This window comes from Streptomyces hydrogenans (assembly GCF_014656075.1).
GTDB classification, from domain to species: domain Bacteria; phylum Actinomycetota; class Actinomycetes; order Streptomycetales; family Streptomycetaceae; genus Streptomyces; species Streptomyces hydrogenans.
The window spans coordinates 20,647-39,234 of sequence record NZ_BNBS01000001.1 but is presented as its reverse complement, the minus strand read 5'-3'; the positions used below and the strand labels follow the sequence as shown (position 1 = coordinate 39,234).

12 protein-coding genes and 2 pseudogenes are annotated in these 18,588 nt (G+C 74.6%); 6 read left to right on the top strand and 8 right to left on the bottom strand.

Features of this window, described 5'->3' with window-relative positions; all coding sequences use genetic code 11:
* Positions 1-84 precede the first annotated feature (84 nt).
* A complete protein-coding gene (locus IE321_RS00145; RefSeq protein ID WP_190221229.1) occupies positions 85-1,506 on the bottom strand; it encodes a glycosyltransferase family 4 protein in 1,422 nt (473 codons plus the stop codon).
* A 507-nt stretch (positions 1,507-2,013) separates the two neighbouring features.
* Positions 2,014-2,640, bottom strand: a complete 627-nt coding sequence (locus IE321_RS00140) for a glycosyltransferase (protein WP_043222029.1) — start codon at positions 2,638-2,640, stop codon at positions 2,014-2,016.
* Positions 2,641-2,854: 214 nt separating this feature from the next.
* On the opposite strand from IE321_RS00140, the gene IE321_RS00135 reads away from it, so the two are divergent.
* Positions 2,855-4,714 carry a glycoside hydrolase family 15 protein gene (locus IE321_RS00135; RefSeq protein WP_190221228.1) on the top strand — a complete coding sequence of 620 codons (1,860 nt, stop codon included), beginning with the start codon at positions 2,855-2,857 and terminating at the stop codon, positions 4,712-4,714.
* On the opposite strand, the gene IE321_RS00130 is transcribed toward IE321_RS00135, so the two are convergent.
* Entirely contained in the window at positions 4,663-5,403 is a 741-nt protein-coding gene (locus IE321_RS00130; RefSeq protein WP_190221227.1) for a class I SAM-dependent methyltransferase, read from the bottom strand. The genes IE321_RS00135 and IE321_RS00130 overlap by 52 nt on opposite strands.
* The gene (locus IE321_RS00125; RefSeq protein WP_226652450.1) at positions 5,400-9,854 is read right to left on the bottom strand and encodes an aminotransferase class I/II-fold pyridoxal phosphate-dependent enzyme; all 4,455 of its coding nucleotides are present in this window, start codon (positions 9,852-9,854) and stop codon (positions 5,400-5,402) included. The genes IE321_RS00130 and IE321_RS00125 overlap by 4 nt, the downstream gene beginning before the upstream one ends.
* A 165-nt stretch (positions 9,855-10,019) precedes the next feature.
* Between IE321_RS00125 and IE321_RS00120 the strand changes: the two genes are divergently transcribed.
* Positions 10,020-10,523 carry a GNAT family N-acetyltransferase gene (locus tag IE321_RS00120; protein WP_190221226.1) on the top strand — a complete coding sequence of 168 codons (504 nt, stop codon included), beginning with the start codon at positions 10,020-10,022 and terminating at the stop codon, positions 10,521-10,523.
* A 229-nt stretch (positions 10,524-10,752) separates the two neighbouring features.
* Positions 10,753-11,439, top strand: a complete 687-nt coding sequence (locus IE321_RS00115; protein WP_226652449.1) for a hypothetical protein — start codon at positions 10,753-10,755, stop codon at positions 11,437-11,439.
* A 39-nt stretch (positions 11,440-11,478) separates the two neighbouring features.
* Here the strand turns inward: IE321_RS00115 and IE321_RS00110 are convergent, their stop codons facing one another.
* A complete protein-coding gene (locus IE321_RS00110; protein WP_190221225.1) occupies positions 11,479-13,002 on the bottom strand; it encodes a DUF1349 domain-containing protein in 1,524 nt (507 codons plus the stop codon).
* A gap of 116 nt (positions 13,003-13,118) precedes the next feature.
* Here IE321_RS00110 and IE321_RS00105 point away from each other — a divergent pair, with 116 nt between their 5' ends.
* Both IE321_RS00105 and IE321_RS00100 read left to right on the top strand, forming a co-directional pair.
* Complete coding sequence (locus IE321_RS00105) at positions 13,119-14,270, top strand: sensor histidine kinase (RefSeq protein ID WP_190221224.1); 1,152 nt, start codon at positions 13,119-13,121, stop codon at positions 14,268-14,270.
* Between the two features lie 3 nt (positions 14,271-14,273).
* Positions 14,274-14,924, top strand: a pseudogene (locus tag IE321_RS00100) (response regulator transcription factor); the annotation flags it as partial.
* 46 nt (positions 14,925-14,970) lie between these two features.
* Here IE321_RS00100 and IE321_RS00095 read toward each other — a convergent pair.
* The gene (locus IE321_RS00095) at positions 14,971-15,705 is read right to left on the bottom strand and encodes an SOS response-associated peptidase (protein WP_043222037.1); all 735 of its coding nucleotides are present in this window, start codon (positions 15,703-15,705) and stop codon (positions 14,971-14,973) included.
* Positions 15,706-15,874: 169 nt separating this feature from the next.
* Positions 15,875-16,363 (bottom strand): annotated as a pseudogene (locus IE321_RS00090) (mycothiol transferase); the annotation flags it as partial.
* Between the two features lie 148 nt (positions 16,364-16,511).
* Here IE321_RS00090 and IE321_RS00085 point away from each other — a divergent pair.
* Positions 16,512-18,050, top strand: a complete 1,539-nt coding sequence (locus IE321_RS00085) for an alpha/beta hydrolase (RefSeq protein ID WP_190221223.1) — start codon at positions 16,512-16,514, stop codon at positions 18,048-18,050.
* Positions 18,051-18,071: 21 nt separating this feature from the next.
* Here IE321_RS00085 and IE321_RS00080 read toward each other — a convergent pair whose 3' ends face one another.
* Positions 18,072-18,488, bottom strand: coding sequence for an STAS domain-containing protein (locus tag IE321_RS00080; RefSeq protein WP_190221222.1), 417 nt, complete (start codon positions 18,486-18,488; stop codon positions 18,072-18,074).
* Between the last annotated feature and the right edge of the window lie 100 nt (positions 18,489-18,588).

Here is an 18,588-nt window from a genome sequence, read left to right as displayed (position 1 = left end):
AGCGGCGGTCGTCCGACAGGGGGAGGGCCCCGGCGGACGTCCCGGGTCCGGTGCGCCGCGCGGCGGCGGTCCGTCGTACGGAGGTCATGACGGACGCCCCTCGCCGCTGCCGATCAGCAGGTCCCGCCGGGAGGCGAGGGTGACCGCGCCGTCGTGGACCCCGAGCCGGCGCAGCGCCCGGGCGGCGCGCGCCTCGTCGCAGCCGTGCAGGAGCAGCCGGAAGTCGTCGCCGCGGCGGGCGTAGTCGTCGGTCTGGCGCAGCGTCCGCCGGATGGCGCGTTCCATCGCGTCCCCGTCGGCGACCCGGAAGCGGCCGGCCGCCGTGAGGTCGTTCGGCCGCCGCCGCGACCTGCGGTGCCTGCGGAGCCGACGGCTCTCCTCCAGCACCACGGCGGCCAGCCGCTCGGCACTGGCGTCCCAGGAGAAGCGGGCGGCCCAGGCGCGGCAGCCCGCCCCGTACCGTTCGCGCAGCGCCGGGTCCGCCAGCTCCTCCAAGGCGTCCGCGACGCCCTCGGCGAGGTCGGCGCCGGGTGCCAGCAGCCAGCCGTTGCGCCGGTGCTGCACCGCGTCGCGCGGCCCCGGCACGTCGTACGCGACGGCGGGGGTGCCGACGGCGTTGGCCTCGATGACGGTGAGGCCCCAGCCCTCGGCCGAGGAGGGGACGACGGTCAGCCACGCCCGCGCCAGCAGCTCCTGCTTGCGCCGCTCGTCCACGTGCCCGTGGAACGTGACGGCGCCGTCCGCTCCCGTGGCGGCGGCGAGGGCGCGCAGCCGGTCCCGTTCGGAGCCGTCCCCGCAGACGTGCACCCGGAGTTCGGGGAAGCGCGGGAGCAGCGCGGGCACCGCCCGGATCACCAGCTCGACCCGCTTGTGCGGGACCAGCCGGCTCACGACGGTGAGGGTCGGGGTGTCGGCGCGGGGCGCGACCGGGTGCGCCGGGGGAGCGGGGCCGCCGTTCGGGACGACGTACACCGGATCGGCCAGGCGCAGTTCGCGCCGGGTGTCCTCGCGGGTCGACGGCGAGGACACGACCACGGGCCGGCCGCGGTAGACCACGCGGCCGGCGTGCTTCTCCAGGAGCCGGCCGAGGCTGCTGAGGGGCCAGCGGAAGTGGTCGTCGAACCGCTGCCGGTGGATGTGGTGGATGACGCGCACGGTGGCGGTGCGGCGGCCGGTGAAGAGCGGCGAGAAGAACGGGATCGCGTTCTGGAAGTCGACGACCGCGTCGTAGCCGTGCCGGTGGCGCAGCAGATGGCGGGCGGCCGCCGGGTAGACGCCGTAGGGGCCGCCGACGCGCACGATCCGCACCCCGTCGGCCACGCCGAGCGGGGCGGAGCCGGGGTACCGGGCGGTGAACAGCGTGACCTCGGCGCCCGCGGCGGCGAGCCGGCGGGCGAGCGCGAAGCAGTAGACCTCCGCTCCGCCCGCCTGCGGATGCCAGGGGTCCCGTCGGTTGAGCAGGAGCACCTGGGCCCGGGCGAGCTGGGACAGGTTCCTGGCGGTCACGACGTCACCTCGCGCGGCAGAGGCGGACGGGACCGGTCGGCCGTGACCGCGCGGGGGCGGGCCGGCGGTGGCCGGAAGCGGGCACGCGGGGACGCCTCACCGCGCGGACGGCGGGGTGGGGGCGAGAGCGGCGGAAGCGGGGGATCGGCGGCCGGCGGGCCGTCGGCGGCGCCCGAGCCCGACGAGTGGCGGCGGGCTCCCGAGCGGTTGCCCGTGGAGCGGGAGCGCCTGCGGCGGCGCGGTGCGATCCGGCGGCGGCCGGTCAGGGGGCGGACGACGGGCGCGGCCCGCAGCACGCGGTCGGAGCGACGGCGGCCGGGGCGGCGGGCTCCTCCGACGGGACCGCCGGGGCGGGGGCCGCACGAAGGCCAGTCGGTCGCTCGTCGCAGCGGATGCGGGGCGGGCGACGCGAAACGGGGTTCCTGGAGTGAGGACACCGAGGGCCTCTTCCGGATCGTCTTCGTGCTGCTGCCTGTTCTCTCCACTCTAGGCACGTTCCTCCGGGCGTCAACCGCGCCGGTGCCGGGCGACGAGTCTGAGCAGCGCGTTCCGGGGGCGTTCCCGCCACAGGACGCGCAGGATGCGCCGCCCCTCGTGGAAGGTCCTGGCGGTCGTCTTCCGGGCGGGGCCCGGTGCCTCCCGGCTCGGCACCTCGGCGATCCGCAGGCCGTAGTGCAGGGCGTGGACGACGATCTCGGGGCCCACCAGCTCGGGGGGTTCCGGCTGTTCCTCCAGGAGGGGCAGGAATTCCCGGCGGAAGGCGCAGAATCCGTACCACACGTCGGTCAGTTGCTGACCGTAGAGACATCGGGCCGTGACGAGCAGAAAGCGGTGTCCCATTCTGCGGAGCGGCGGATACGCGGTGCATTCGCCGCCCGCGATGAAACGGGAACCCTTGACGAAGTCGAAGCCGTGGTCGAGGTAGTACAGGAAATGCGGGATGTCGTCGGGGGACATGCTGCCGTCGGCCTGGATCAGGACGATGCGGTCCCCCCACGCGATGTCCGGCCAGCGGTGGGGCCGGCCCGGGCCGGGCGCCTCGACCGTCACCACCTCGTCCACGGAGCCCGGGAGCCGGTCGAGGAAACGGCCGGGATCGGGATCGCCGGGATCGACGAGGACCACCAGGCTCACGGTGTCACGCCCCGGCGACCCGCCACGGTCCGTGGACCGGCGCAACGGATGAGTGACCAATCGGAACACCTCCGGCCCCGAGGAGCGGGGACATTCCATGATGCTTCTCCGGCCGCCCGGTGGTCAATGAGAGGGAAATCCCGCGCACCGGAAAGGAATGATCGCGGAACCGTCGACCCTGGCCGTCACGCGAATCGGTACTAGAATCTCCATCATGGCCGGAAAGATCGAGGATTACGCCCTGATCGGTGATCTCGAGACGGCTGCACTCGTCGGCAGGGACGGGGCGATCGACTGGTTGTGCGTGCCCCGTTTCGACTCGCCCGCCAGCTTCGCGGCGCTGCTCGGCACCGAGTCCCACGGACAGTGGTGGATGGGCCCGGCCGATCGTCCGACCGCCGGCCGGCGGTCGTACCGCGGGGAGACGCTCGTCCTCGACACCGTGTGGGAGACCGTCGGAGGCGCCGTCAGGCTGACGGACTTCATGCCGCCGCGGCGTCAGTTCCCGTGCGTCATCAGGATCGTGGAGGGCATCTCGGGGCACGTCCAGATGCGCGGTGAGTTCGGCCCGCGCTTCGACCACGGCCGGGTCGTGCCGCGCAACTGGGAGGCCGGGGAGCGCGCGATGCGCTCCGTGGCCGGGCCCGACGCCATGTCGCTGCTCTGCGAGCAGCCGGTGGACATGTCCGTCACGGAGACCGGGGCGTCGCTCCGGTTCTCCGTGTCGGCCGGCCAGCGCCTCGGGTTCGTCCTGCGCTGGACCCCCTCGCACCTCGCCGACACCGACGTGCCCGTCCCCGACTCCCGGGCGGCCCTCGACGAGACCCTCCGCTTCTGGCTCGCCTGGTCGGCGAAGTGCCGCTACGAGGGGCCCGCCCGCGAGGCGGTGATCCGCTCGCTCATCACCCTGAAGGCGCTGACGTACGCGCCGACGGGCGGCATCGTCGCCGCGGCCACCTGCTCCCTCCCGGAACACCCCGGTGGCGAACGCAACTGGGACTACCGGTTCTGCTGGCTCCGCGACTCCGCCTTCACCCTCTCCTGCCTGATGCGCAGCGGCTACCGCGAGGAGGCGACCGCCTGGAACGCGTGGCTGATCCGCACCATCGCCGGCGAACCCTCCGACCTCCAGCCGGTGTACGGGATCTGCGGGGAGCGGCGGCTGGGCGAGCGGTCCGCCCCGTGGCTGCCCGGGTACGAGGACTCCTCGCCGGTCCGCATCGGCAACGCCGCCGCCGACCAGGTGCAGCTCGACGTCTACGGCGAGGTGATGAACACCCTCTACTCGGCGCTGCGTTCCGGAGTGACCCTCGACGCCCGGATGCGCAGCCTGATCGTCTCGTTCATGGACCACGTGGAGAAGCGCTGGCAGGACCCCGACGAGGGGCTGTGGGAGGTCCGGGGCCCGCCCCGCCACTTCGTGCACTCCAAGGTGATGTCCTGGGTCGCCGCCGACCGCGCCCTGCGCTTGGCCCGCGTGATGGGGCTGCGCTCGCGCGAACCGCGCTGGCGGCGGATGCGGGACCTCGTCCGGCGCGAGGTGTGCGAGCGGGGCTGGGACGAGGGCCGGCGCTCCTTCGTGCAGTACTACGGCTCCCGCCGGATCGACGCCTCCGCCCTGCTCCTGCCCAAACTGGGCTTCCTGCCGCCCGGCGACCGGCGGGTGCGCGACACCGTCGAGGCGGTGCGCCGGCTCGACCACGGCGGCTTCCTGCGCCGGTACGAGGTCGAGGAGGCCCGCGGCGGCGCGGTCCACGAGGTGGACGGCCTGCCCGGCGGCGAAGGGGCCTTCCTCGCCTGCTCCCTGTGGTACGCGGACGCCCTGTCCCTCGTCGGGCGCGGCGACGAGGCGCGCGACGTCTTCGACCGCGTGCTGTCCGTCCGCAACGACGTCGGCCTCCTCTCGGAGGAGTGGGACCCGGTGGGGCGGCGTCAGCTGGGCAACACGCCGCAGGCGTTCAGCCACGTCGCCGTCGTCAACACGGCCTTCGTGCTCGACGACATCCGCGCCGGCGCGCGGGGTCAGCGGTCCGCGCGCACGGCGTGCAGCAACAGGATGCCGGTGTCGCCGTAGTCGGGCAGGGTGGGGTCCTTCTCGACCCGCCGGATCTCCAGCCGCCGGGTGTGCGGGGCGAACGCCTCGCGGACCACCCCGGCGTCGACCGGGCAGGCCGGCCAGAGCGGGCCGGTGCCGATCCGGTAGCTCGGCATGTTCTCCATGAACGCGGCCAGCAGGTGCCCGCCCGGCCGCACGCAGCGGGCGAAGTCCCCGCAGAACCGGGCGAACTCGGCGTGGTCCTCGGTGACGCTCTCGGCGACGAAGGACATCGAGCCGAGGCCGTACGCGTTCCGCCGCACGGCCCGCACGTCGCCCCGCACCGCGGTCACCCCCCGCAGCGCCGCCGCCAGGGTGCGCGGCAGGGCCGGGTCGAGGCGTCGGCACAGGGCGTAGAACGGCTGCCAGCTCGGGTCGGGACCCTTCCGCAGCTGCGCGCGGAGGTAGGCGTGGCCGGCCGCGCCGGGCTCCAGCGCGTCGACGGCCCGGCACGCGGTGGCGGCGGGCATGAGCGGGTACAGGTTGGGTCCGGCGCCGAACTCGACGGACCGTTCCACACTGCCCGGTCCGAGGCGCCGGTAGAGGGCCGCGTGGTGCCGGATCACGGCGACGTCGCAGGGGTGCAGCGCCCGGTAGTTCTCCGCCAGGTACTCCTCGACGGGCCAGGCGTCCCAGTCGGCGTCGGCGTTGCGCCGGGGCGTCGTCACCGCCGTCCCGCCCCGCTCGCCGCCCGCTTCTTCAGCGGGAAGCGTTCGTCGAGGCCGGTGAGGGTCCGCAGCAGGTCGTCGATCTCCTCGTCCGAGTTCGCCGCCGTGATCTGGATCCGGAACCCCACCTGGTCGCGGGGGACCAGCGGATACGCGGCGAGCGTGACGTAGACGCCCTGGTCCCACAGGTACTCGGCGACGCCGTTCAGGTCCTCGGCGCGTTCCAGGGGCAGCTCGACGATGGGCAGGCCGTCGGTGTTCGGCGTGGCGGCCCCCAGCCGCCGCACGTGGCGCAGCACCCGGTCGGTCTTGCGGTACAGGTCGGCGCGGATCGCGTCGCCCCGCCGGTCGTTGACGTCGAGTCCGGCGAGCGCCGTGGCCAGCGAGGCCGTGGGGGAGGGGCCGGAGTACAGGTACGGGCCGGCGGCGACCTTCAGGTGCTCCTTCACCTCGGTGGGGGCGGTGAGGAAGGCCAGCAGGGAGGAGTACGCCTTGGAGAAGCCGCCGACCAGGACGGTGCGGTCGTAGTCGAGGTCCAGGTGCCGCACGATGCTGTTGCCCCGGCTGCCGTACGGCGAGCTCTCGTCGGACCGGCGCTCGCCGATGACGCCGAACCCGTGGGCGTCGTCCACGTACAGCGTCGCGTCGTGCTCGGCGCAGATCCGTACCAGCTCCCGGAGGTCCGGCAGATTGCCCGTCATGCTGTTGACGCCGTCGAGGCACACCAGCCGCGGCCCCCAGCGGGGCGTCGCCCGCAGCAGCGTCTCCAGCTCGTCGGGGCTCTCCGCCCGGAAGCGCCGCAGGGCCGCGCCGTTCGCCCGGGCGACGAGGCAGCCGTCGTACACCGTGCGGTGCGCGCGGTGTTCGACGAAGAGGTGCCCGCCCTCGGCGAGCACCGGGATCACCGAGGTGTGGATCAGGGTGATGGTCGGGAGCAGCAGGGAGTCGGGCGCGCCGAGCAGTTCGGTGAGCCGCTCCTCGATCTCCGGGTACAGCCGGGGGTTGCCGATCAGCCGGGACCAGCTGGGGTGGGTCCCCCACGCGCGGACCTGCGGATCGATGGAGTCCATGATCTCCGGGTCGAGGTCCAGGCCGAGGTAGTTGCAGGACGCGAAGTCGGTGAGCCACTGCCCGCCGCTGCGGATGCGGCGGCCCTCCACCTGGTCGATGACGGCGTCGCACATCCGCGCGGTGTGCTGGAGCCGGCCGAGGTCCTCCCAGCGCTGCCGGTGGCGCCGGACCGGGACCGAGGCGCGCCGGGTGAGCGGGCCGAGGACCGGCGCGGGGTGCGTCCGCCCCGGCGGGACCGCCAGGAAGTCCTCCGCCTCGTCCGCGGTCATCGGCTCGGCGAAGAGGAAGCCCTGCCCGTAGCCGCAGCCCATGGCGGTCAGCAGGTCCCGCTGCGCCTTGGTCTCGATGCCCTCGGCGATGACCTGGAGGCCCAGCACGTCGGCGAGGCGCACGATGCCCTCCACGATGGCCACCTGCTGGCCGTCGGTGACGATCTGGTCGATGAACGACTTGTCGACCTTCAGGATGTCGAGCGGGAACTCCCGCAGGTAGCTCAGCGACGAGAAGCCCGTCCCGAAGTCGTCGATGGCTATGGAGGCGCCGAGTTCCTTGAGGGACCGCATGGTGTCCCGGATCTGCTCGTCGCGCCGCATCAGCACCGACTCGGTGAGCTCCAGGGTGAGCGAGCCCGCGCCGAGCCCGAAGCGGTCCAGGACGTGGCGGACGTTGCCGACGAACCCGGTGTCGCGGAACTGGCGCGCGGACACGTTGACGTTGATCCGCAGCCGCTCCGCCTCGGGCCGGGTGTGCCGCCAGCGGGCGGCGTCCCGCGCGGCCTGGTTGAGCACCCAGGTGCCGAGCTGGAGGATCTGGCCGGTCTCCTCGGCCAGGGCGATGAACTGTTCGGGCGGGACCATGCCGCGCCGGCGCGGCCACCGCACCAGCGCCTCGAAGCCGGTGACGTTCCCGCTGCCGATCTCCACGATGGGCTGGTAGCGCAGCTCGAAGCCCTCCTCGGCGATGGCGTCGTAGAGACCGGCCTGGAGGTCGTGGCGGGCCTCCATCCGGGCGTGCAGGGCCGGCCGGTAGCTCTGCCACTGCCGCTTGCCCGCGGACTTCGCCGCGTACAGGGCGAGGTCCGCGTGCCCGATCAGCGACTCCGCGTCGTCGGCGCCGGTCGCGGTGGCCACCCCGACGCAGGCCGAGATGCCGGCGGATCCGTTGGAGAGCGGGAAGGGCCGGCCGAGCGCCTGCACGACCTGTTCGGCGAGGGCGTCGGCGTCGCGCGGCTCCCTGGCCCCCTCGACCAGCAGCGCGAACTCGTCGCCGCCGATCCGGGCCGCGGTGTCGCTGCGGCGCAGGGTGGAGCTGAGCCGGCGGGCCACGGCGACGAGCAGCTCGTCGCCGACGGAGTGCCCCATCATGTCGTTGACCAGCTTGAAGTCGTCGAGGTCGATGAAGAGCACGCTGGTCACGGCGGACTTGCGGCGGTCCCGCAGCAGCGCCTGCCCGATGCGTTCCACCAGGAGGATCCGGTTGGGGAGGCCGGTCAGGGCGTCGTGGAACGCCCGGTGCATCAGCTCCCGTTCCAGCGTCCGCTGCTGGGTGACGTCACGCAGCGTGAGGACGATGCCGCCCACGGTGGGGTCGTCGCGCAGGTCGCTGCAGCGCACCTCGACCTCCGGGGTGGAGCCGTTCGGACCGAGCATGCTCCAGTTGTCCAGGACCTGGCCGTCGTGCGGGCTGCGGGCCCGAGTGAGGGCGCCTGCCGCCCTCATCCGGTCCTTCGGGTGGACGAGGTCGCTCAGCGGGGCGTCGGCCGGTGGGACGGCACCCAGCATGGTCTCCGCGGCGGGGCTGGCGTACTGCACGCTGTCGTCGTCGCCCAGGATGAGGATCACGTCCGAGGCGTTGTGCACCAGGGCCCGGAAGTACGCCTCGCTGTCGCGCTTGGTGATCTCCTCGCTGAGCCCGACGCGTTCGAGGGCGAGCGCCGTCTGGAAGGCGAGGGACCGCATCGGGTCCTGGACCTGCCGCAGCGCGGGGGCGGGCGCCGCGAGGACCAGGGCGCCGAGCGGCGGCCGGGTCGACGCGCCCGGTCCTCCCGGCAGCAGCGGGCACAACAGGGCGGTGGGGAAGGGCCGGAGCGCCGCCCGGGCGTCGGGCCCCAGCTGGGCGACCGGCAGGTGCCGGATCTCCGGCCCGGTGGGCCCGGTGGCGGGGCGGGCCCCGTCGTCCAGGAGCCACGACCCGTTCTCGCTGGGGGCGGGCACGGAGCGCAGGCCCCGCGCGCGGTCGAGCACGAGGAGCCGGGAGACGTGCTCCGTCGAGCCGAAGAGCGCGTCGGCGGCCCGGGTGATGGCGGTGGCGACCTCCCCACGGGTGCGGGCCGAGACCAGCAGGGCGGCGGCGACCTGGAGGCTCCGCTCGCGGGCCAGCGTCTTGCGGTTCTCGACGACCAGCAGCCACAGGCGCAGCAGCACCAGCAGGAACATGCCGGCGGAGACGGCGGCGATGACGGGGGCGTCCCGGACGGAGCCGTTCAGGGCCTGCGCGAGGAGCACGGCGGGGGCGACCAGCGCGGCGAGGGCGAGCACGGCGAGGCGTCGGCGGATCCGGACGCGCGGCGGCTCCGACCGAGGCTCGGTCAGCCGCACCATGGAGGGGTGCAGGGCCGCGAACCCCCAGGCGGTGAAGTACAGCACCCACCCGAGGTCCATGGGGGTGCCGACCTGCCAGGTGTTCTGGAGCTGGAGGTACCCGTACAGCACGTCCGAGGCGAGCAGCCCGACGGCACCGAGGGCGAGCAATTGGACGGCCCGGTCCCGCAGCCCGCCGAGGACGAAGCGGGTCAGCATGGCGAGGACCAGGATGTCGCCGAGGGGATAGGCGATGGAGATGGCCCGCTCCACCCAGGTCAGTCCGTCCGACATGCCCAGCGGGCTGATGAGGAACACCCAGGACAGCACGGCGAGTCCGGTGGTCAGCAGCAGCGCGTCGAGGAGCGCGGAGAGGTCGTGCCCCTGGTAGCGGTACTTCAGGAACCCGAAGATGCCGGCCGCGAAGAGCGGGTACGTCGCGAGGTAGAAGACGTCGGCCAGGGACGGGAAGGGGTTGGGCTGCTCCAGGTACGACTCGATGATGTTGTACGTCGAGTCCCCGGCCACGAAGGTGAAGTTGGCGCAGGCGAGCACCCACCAGGGCCAGCGGTGCGCGGGCCGGTAGAGGTGGACCCCGGTGAGCATCATGGCGACGCTGCCGAGACCCATGATCGCCCAGGTGGTGGTGTGCCGCTCCGGCACGTTGAGGTACACGACGGTGGCGACGGCGGCGACGGCGGCGTAGCCGATCGCCAGGACACGGCCCTTGTGGGCGGCCCGGTCGCGAGCCGGTTCCACCGACTCGGCCGGCTCCCCGGGCCCGGGTGGGGGTGGGGGCATGGCTTCCTCCGCGCCTGGGCGCGTCTGGGTCCGATGCGAGGCCCGGCCTTCGCCTGATCGGCCGCCGGCCTCCCACTGCATGGCCACCGTCCATTATGTCCCGATCCCTTCGGCCCTGCGCGACGTGCCCGGACCGCCCGGACGGGGGTGAGGCAGAGTGAGGGCATGACGACGTACGAGACGATGGCGTATCACCTGGAGACCGAGCGGCTGATCCTGCGCCCGTGGGCCGAGTCGGACGCGGAGGACTTCTGCGCGCTGCTCTCCGAGCGCGAGAAGGGATCGCCCACGGTCGAGAAGAGCCGGAAGGGGATCGTCGAACTCCTCGCGGCGACCGAGACCACCGGCATCGCCCTGCTGCCGATCCAGCGCCGGGAGGAGGGCGACTTCATCGGCTACTGCGGGCTGATCGTCGGGCGCGCCTCGCTGGACGAGCCCGAGATCGCCTACGAGCTCTTCCGCCACGCGCACGGCCGCGGTTACGCCACGGAGGCGGCCGGCGCCGTGCTGCGGGCCGCGGCCGCGACCGGGCGGACGCGCCTCTGGTCGACCGTCGGCACCTGGAACGCCCCGTCCCTGCGCGTCCTGGAGAAGCTCGGCTTCGAGCGGGACCGCCTCTCCGTCGAGGAGAACGGCGAAGTGGCCTGGCTCACCCGCGCGTTGCCGTGACCCCGGTCCGCGCCGGGTGGCTTCGAAGCCGCCGGGGCGGTGGTGCGGCCGGGTGAGCGCGGGCGGCGGGCCGGTCCGGGCCCGGGGCGACGGGTCGTCGCGGAGGCCGACGGCCCTCTCGGCCGGTCGCGTCGCGCGACGGGCCGCCGTCCGGGGGACCCTCTCCGCAGGTTCACCGGTTTCGCGGAGCGTCGTGTCACCATCCGGGCCCCGGCTCGTTGAGCGCGGCGTGAACGACACCCTCATGCGCGGACGGCTGTCCGCCGCGGTCCTGGTCACCGCGCTCACCCTGAGCCTGTCGGGCGTGGCGCACGCGGGGGAGGACGCGCCGGGCCCGGACCGCGGGACCTGTCCGTCCGAGGCGGAGATCTTCGCCACCGACAACACCGCGATCATCACGGACCCGGACGACCCCCGCCTCCGGACCCGGCTCGTCCGCTTCGGCCACGAGGTGCGCCGGATCATCCGCGCCCACGGCGCGGAGTCCGGCCCCTCCACCCTCCTGGAGGGCGTCTTCTGGTCCTCCGACCTCCAGCGGGCCACCTACGAGCGCTCCCGCGAGTTCGAGGTCGACCGGGTCGGCCGCGACGGCCTCCACCACATCGCCGGCGTCATCGCCAAGCGGTACCGGCAGGAGTCGGTCCTCACCTTCCGCTGCCTGCCGAGGACCTCGCCGGAGACGGACGCGGTCCGGATCCGGGCCGAGGGCGTCAGCCCGACCCGGCTGCACGACGCGCTCGTCGCCGACCCCGAGGCCCGCGAACGGCTCGGCGGGGGCTCGACCACCCTCGACGGGCAGCTGGTCCTCGTCGCCCCGCTCGCGGACCTCGCGCTCGCCCGGAAGTTCACCCAGGACCTGGGCGTCGACTGGAACACGACCGAAGTGCGGTACGGCGACGAGGAGTTCGTCAGCTGATCCGGGACGGCACGCGCCCCGCGCCACGGGGCGTCGCCGTCACCTCCACGCGGCGGCCGGCTCCGCGACCGCCGCGTCCCCGTCGGCCCGCGGCAGCCGGGTCAGAGCCCACCCCAGCAGCACCACCACGTACCCGCACAGCACGGCGAGACCGGCCCACCACGGCAGCGGGAAGTATCCGGCCGACGGCGCGTAGTGGGCCGTGACCTGCGGATACGGGACCAGGGTCTGCCGGGTGCCGAAACCGGCCGCCGGCGTGACCCGCAGCAGCCACCGCGCGAGCCCGTCGGCGAGCAGCGGAACGGACGTCACGACGTAGGGCACCGCGATCGCCAGGACGGCGACGGGAAGCGCGAACCGGGCCCGCCGCAGCAGGGAGCCGAGCGCGACGGCGAGCACGGCGGCGAGGGCGAGCGCGGCGGCCGTGCCGACGACGACGCGCACGGTGGTGGGCGCCGGGACGGCGAGGACGGGAATCCCGTTCCCCTTCAGGATCGCCGCACCGGCCGGGACCGTGATCCCCACGGCGAGGAGACCGGTCACGAAGGTCACGGCGCCGACGACGGCCGCCCGGGCCGCGAGCTCCGGGCGGGTGAGCCCCGCGCCGCCGCCGGCGGTCGCGAAGCGCACCGCCACCACCAGCACGACGAGCAGGGCGAGGGACAGGCCGCCCAGCGTGCCCTCCACCGGACGGTTGCCGTTCTCCGTGCCGCCCGGCCCGATGTCGCCGACGCCGGTGACGGTGACCGTGCCGTCCTTCTCCACCGCCCCGGACGCCCGGTGGTCCCGCTCCCACTCGGTCTCGTTCATCGTGCCGACGATGTCCGCGCGCCAGCCCGCGGAGGAGGCCCCGCCCCGGACCTCGACGCGGTCGAAGACGCCTCCCGCCTGGGTGAAGCGCACCTGCTCCGTGGCGCCGCCGAGGCCGGCCCGCCGCAGCGTCAGATCCCCCGGGGAGGTGGCGAAGAGGCCCACGCGCACGGCCCCGGGCAGACCGGACAGCCGGGCGGAGCCGACCCGCGTCCAGCGCGTGCCGTCGGCGGACTCGTAGCCGGTGACCGTGTCCCCCGACCGCGTCAGCCGCAGCCAGCGCGGCGACGCGGCGGAGACCCCGCCCGCGCTCCCCGCGATGTCGTGCCGGTAGTCGTACTGCATCCGCACGCCGTGGCTCCCGGTGAGCATCAGCGCCGCGTACGGGGAACCCTGGCGGAGCCCGTCCTTGATGATGATCCCGGCCTTCGCCCAGGGCACCAGGCCCGGGACGATCCGGTCGTGGCCGGGCGGCGGGTAGGTGATCGTGCCGGTCATGGACGTCATCCGGACCGTGATGCTGCCGTTCTCGCCGAGGTCGCGGTGGTAGAGGGCGAACTGGTCGTTGACGCGGGAGCCGTCGCGGGCGGTCGGCGCGGGGGGACAGGTGCCGTCGCAGGACGCGCGGTTGCCGGAGGCGTACAGCAGTCCGAGGAGCACGACGGCCAGCGCCGCCGCCCCCATCGCGATCAGCCGGCCCGGGCGCCGGAACCTGGTCCACTCCCCGCGGAGTCGTTCGTGGGTCGTCGTCATGGGACCTGTCTACGGACCGGGCCCTCACGCGGCCCGAACGGTCCCTGTTACACCGCTGTGAGGTCCGACGGGGCATGCTGGGGCCCGGGCAGGACGCCGACGGCGGGAAGAGGAGCATGAGCAGGTTGCGCAGCGGTACCGTCGGACGGCGCTTCACCCTCCTGTACGCCGCGGGGTTCCTCGGCTCCGGGATCGTCCTCCTCGCCCTCACCTACCTGATGTCCGGCGGGCGGATCACCGACGTCGCCCCCGGACAGGCACCGGCCGACCCGTCCGCCGGCGCCACCGCGCAGCAGGTCGCGGAGGTGCGGCGGCAGCTCGCCGAGGTCCACGCCCAGACGAGCCGGCAGTGGCTGGTCGGCTCGCTCGTGGCGCTGGTGGTGATGGCGGGCCTCTCGCTCCTCCTCGGCCGGATCCTCGCGGGCCGGGTCCTGCGGCCGCTGCGTCTGATCACCGCGGCGACCCGGCGGATCTCGGCGGAGAACCTGGACGAGCGGCTGGCCGTGGCCGGTCCCGTCGACGAGGTCAAGGAGCTCGCCGACACCGTCGACGGCCTCCTGGAACGCCTGGAGGCCTCGTTCGTCGCCCAGCGGCGGTTCGTCGGCAACGCCTCGCACGAACTGCGCACGCCGCTGGCGACGATGCGGGCGTCGCTGGACGTCGCCGTCGCCAAACCGGAACCCTCCGCGCAGACCGTGGCGCTCGCCGGCCGGCTCCGGACCGAGCTCGACCGGGTCGACCACCTGCTCGACGGCTTCCTGCTGCTCGCCCGGGCCCAGCACGGCGCCCTCGGCGACCCGGCCCCCGTGGCGCTCGACGAGCTGGCCCGGGAGGCGCTGGCCGCCCGCGCCGCCGACCTCGCCCCGAAGGAACTGACCGTCGACGACGACACCCGGGCCGGGGCCCGGACGCGCGGCAGCCGGCCGCTGCTGTCCCGCATGGTGGAGAACCTGGTCGACAACGCGATCGCGCACAACGAGGACGGCGGCACGATCCGGCTCGCCACCGCGCACGACGCGGGCGGGGCGCGCCTGGTCGTCGAGACCGGCGGCCCCGTCCTCGACCAGGAGCGGGTGGACCGGCTGACGGAGCCCTTCGAGCGGCTCGGCGCCGACCGGACGGGCTCGGAGGGGAGTTCGGGCCTGGGACTGTCGATCGTCGCCGCGATCGTCGCGGCGCACGGCGGCCGGCTGGTCCTGCTGGCCCGGCCGGCCGGCGGCCTGCGCGTCACGGTGGAGCTGCCGGCGGCGGCCGGTACGGAGGGCTGACGGGTGAGGGTGCTGGTGGTGGAGGACGCGCGGTCCCTCGCCGAGGTGGTCGCCGAGGGGCTGCGGGACCAGGGCATGGCCGTCGACGTCGCGCACGACGGCCTGGCCGCGGCCGAGCGGCTCGACCTGAACGCGTACGACGTCGTGCTCCTCGACCGGGACCTGCCCGGCATCCACGGCGACGCCCTCTGCCAGATGATCACCGAGCGGGACGACCGGCCCATGGTGCTGATGCTGACCGCGGCCGGGGCTCCCGGCGACCGGGTCAGCGGCCTGACCCTCGGCGCCGACGACTACCTCGCGAAGCCCTTCCACTTCCCGGAGCTGATCCTCCGCGTCCGTTCCCTGGCCCGCCGCAGGCCGACCGCCCGGGCCCGCACCCTGCGCGCCGCCGGACTCGAACTCGACCCGGTGCGCCGCACCGTCCTGCGCGACGGACGGCCCCTGGACCTGTCCGTCAAGGAGTTCGCCGTCCTGGAGGCGCTGCTGCGCGCGGCCCCGGGGTTCCTCAGCACCGAGGAGCTCCTGGAGCAGGTCTGGGACGAGAACGCCGACCCGTTCACCCACACCGTGACGGTCACGGTCGGCCGGCTGCGCCGGAAACTGGGCGACCCGCCGGTCATCACGACGACGCCCGGGGTCGGCTACCGCGTCGCCGACCTGCCCCCCCGCCTGAGCGCGCGGGGCGGCCCGGCCCGGTTCAGGCCGGGGCGTCGAGGAGGTGGGGGCCGTTGTTGCGCACGTTGTTCACGGCCGGGGAGACGGCCCGGACGTCGAGACGTCCGTGGGCGGGCCGCCCGAGCAGGGCGCGGAGGTCGGCGGTGTCGTGGTGGTGGGGGTCGAGCCAGTCGGCGTAGTGGTCGGGGGAGAGGGCGAGCGGCATCCGGGGGTGGACCCGGCCGGCCGCGTCGGTCGCCTCGGTGGTGAGGATCGTGCAGGTGGTCAGCCAGGCGGCCGGATCGTCGTCGTCGGTGACGGCGGGGTCGCGCCAGTACTCGTACAGGCCCGCCATGGCCATCGGCTCGCCGTCGGCCGGGTGGATGAAGTAGGGCTGCTTGCGGGGCTTTCCCGTCGCCTCGTCCTTCACCCGCTCCCACTCGTAGAAGCCGTCGGCGGGCAGGAGGCAGCGGCGCCGGGCGAAGGCGCTGCGGTAGGCGGGCTTCTCGTGCGCCGTCTCGACCCGGGCGTTGATCATCCGGGCGCCCGCTCCGGGGTCCTTGGACCACGAGGGCACCAGGCCCCACCGCAGCGCCCGCAGTTCGCGGCGGACCCGGTCGTCGCCGTCCCGGTCCGCGCGCTCCAGGACGGCGTACACGAGGTCGGTGGGCGCGACGTTCCAGCTGGGTTCCAGGGTCTCCTCCGGCCGCCAGTCGGTCACCTGGAAGAGCCGGGTCAGCTCCTGGGGGCTGCGGGTGGAAGCGTATCGGCCGCACATGCCGCCACTCTGCCACCGGCGGCCGCACCCGCGCCGCCCGACAGGCCGGGGGAGTCGGGCGCGGGGGTGGGCCGGCCGGTGCCGGCGGGGGCTCCCACGGCCGGAACCAGGGGTCGGGCCACGCCTCGGCCGCGGCGAGCAGCGGGTAGTGGGTGGCGCCGTCGACGGCCTCGCGGATGACGTCGGCGTGGCCTCCGTGCCGGGCCGTCTCCTCGATGAGGTGGAGCAGGACCCAGCGCACCGACCATTCCCCGACCTCGGCGGGGAACCAGGGCAGCCCCCGCGGCACCGGGACGGCCTGACCGAGGTCCGCGACGCCCGCGATCACCGCGTCGGTGCGTTCGGCCGCCGCGGCGTGCTCGGCCAGGGCCCAGGCCAGGCTCTCGTGCGGAGCGAGGTGGAACTCGTCGGCGTCCGACTCGTCCGCCGCGCGCCGCGGCCCCCGGTCGCCGTGGACGATCAGATCCGTCCAGAACGTCTCGCAGCGCGCCGCGTGCTTGATCAGCCCGCCGACGCTCAGCTCCCCCGCGGAGGCCGCGCTGCGGGCCTGGGCGTCCGTCAGGCCGTGGGCGGTGACCCGCAGCGCGCGCCGCTGGTGGGCGAGGTAGGCGGTGAGCGCCGAGCGCTCGTCGGAGACGGGAGGGGCGAATCCCGGCATGGCTGTTCCCTCTCTGATGCAAACTCTTGCAGCAAGTTTCAGGCGCACTCTTTGCCCCACTGGGCCGTACCGGGAGGGGGGTGGCCCCACCTCCGACGGGCCGGGTGCCCGGATGGGCCGCCGGGCCCCCGGACGGCAGGGTGAGGGCATGACAACTCCTCGTGTTCGTACGTCACTTGCCGCCTCCGCCCTCTCCGCCGCCGTGCTCGCCTCGGCGGGACTCGTCGCCGTCGGAGGCGCGGCCCATGCCGATGCCCCCGCCGCCGCGAGCGCCGCCGCCGGGGGCGCCCTGTCGTGGGGCGACTGCGCCGCCTCGGTGAAGGCGGCCGACGGGCAGCGGTGCGCCGTCCTCTCGGTGCCGCTCGACCACGCCGACCCCACCGGGCCCCGGATCGAGCTGGCGGTCTCCCGGCTGGCCTCCGCCCGGCCGGAGGCGCGGCGCGGGACGCTGATCGTGATCCCGGGCGGGCCGGGCGGTTCCGGCGTGCAGCGGCTCGCGCAGAAGGGCGCGGCGCTCGCGAAGGAGACGGGCGGGGCCTACGACCTGGTGGCCTTCGACCCGCGCGGGGTCGGCGGCTCCACCAAGGCGCGGTGCGGGCTGGCGGCGGAGGACCGGTGGATGGTGACCGTGCGCTCCTGGCCCGCCGCCGACGGGTCGATCGCGGCCAACGCGGAGCGGGCCCGGCGGATCGCCGACGCCTGCGCCCGCAACGGCGGCGCCGTGCTGCGCGGCCTCACCACCGCCAACCAGGTGCGGGACATGGAACTCCTGCGGCAGGCGCTCGGCGAGGAGAAGGTGTCCGCGTGGGCCACCTCGTACGGCACCTACGTCGCCGCCCGGTACGCGCAGGAACACCCGGGGCGGACCGACCGGTGGGTCCTGGACAGCAGCGCCGACCCGGACCCGCGCCGGGTCGCGTACGGCTGGCTCGCCGACATGGCGAAGGGGGCCGAGGACCGCTTCCCGGACTTCGCCGCCTGGGCCTCCCACCCGGACCGCGCCGGCGACGGGCTGCGGCTGGCCGACACCCCGGAGGGCGTACGGACGCTCGTGCTCGACCTGGCCGCGCGGCTCGACCGCGCGCCCCGCGCCACCACCGTGCCGGGAGCGGTGCTCGACGGCGCCTCCTTCCGGCAGGCGCTCCAGCTCGCCCTCTACTCCGACGCCGCCTTCCCCGCCTTCGCGCTCCTCGTCGACCAGGTCCTCGACCCGGAGGCGTCGCCGGTGCTGCCGCCCGAGCTGTCCGGGGCGATGCCCGACGAGGCGGCCGCCGTCACCGTCGGCGTGATCTGCAACGACGTCGACTGGCCCCGTTCCGTACCGGCCTACGCCCGGGCGGTCGCCGCCGACCGGGCCCGGTACCCGCTCACCGGCGGCATGCCCGCCAACGTCACGCCCTGCGCCTTCTGGAAGGGCGGGGCGGTCGAGAAGCCGGTCCGGCTCACCGACGACGGGCCGTCGAACATCCTGATGATCCAGAACCTGCGGGACCCGGCGACCCCGCACGCCTCCGGGCTGAGGATGCGCGCGGCGCTCGGCGAGCGGGCCCGGCTCGTCTCGGTCGACCGGGGTGGCCACGGCGTGTACCTGACCGCCGCCGGCGGGGCCGGCAACGCCTGCGGGGACCGCACCGTCACCCGGTTCCTGCTGACGGGGGAGCGCCCGGACGCCGACGTGCGCTGCTGACCGACGGCCGTGCGCGGGGCCTCAGGGTCGGGGCCGCGGCACGTCGGAGCTCCGGCGGGCCCGGGAGGGCGGGAGCCCGAAGAGGGGCGCGGTCCGCGTGATGTCGAGCAGGTGCGCCACCTGCTCGCTCACCGCGGTGATGGACAGGGAGACGTGCCGGTCCAGGGCCCGCTGGCGTGCGCGCAGCAGTGTGTTCAGGCCCGTGGAGTCGCAGAACGTCACCTCTGACAGGTCGAGGGAGAGGAGGCGCCGCCCGCCGCCGTCGGACAGGGCGCGCCTGAGTGCCGTGTCCAGCTGGTGGGCGGTGTCCATGTCGATCTCGCCGCCGAGTCGGAGCAGGGTCCCGGTCGTGGTCGGTTCGGCCTCGACCCGGATCCGGGGGTCGTCGGGGGCGTCCGGGAACAGTGAGGGGGTCGGGTCCGCCGGTGGTGGGGTCATGTTTCCTCCCGGGTGGAGGGGCCTCACCCCGAGTGTCTGCCTCTCGACGGTTATACGTCAATATTTACGTGAAAGTTGTTTCGTGTATCGCTGGGGGCGC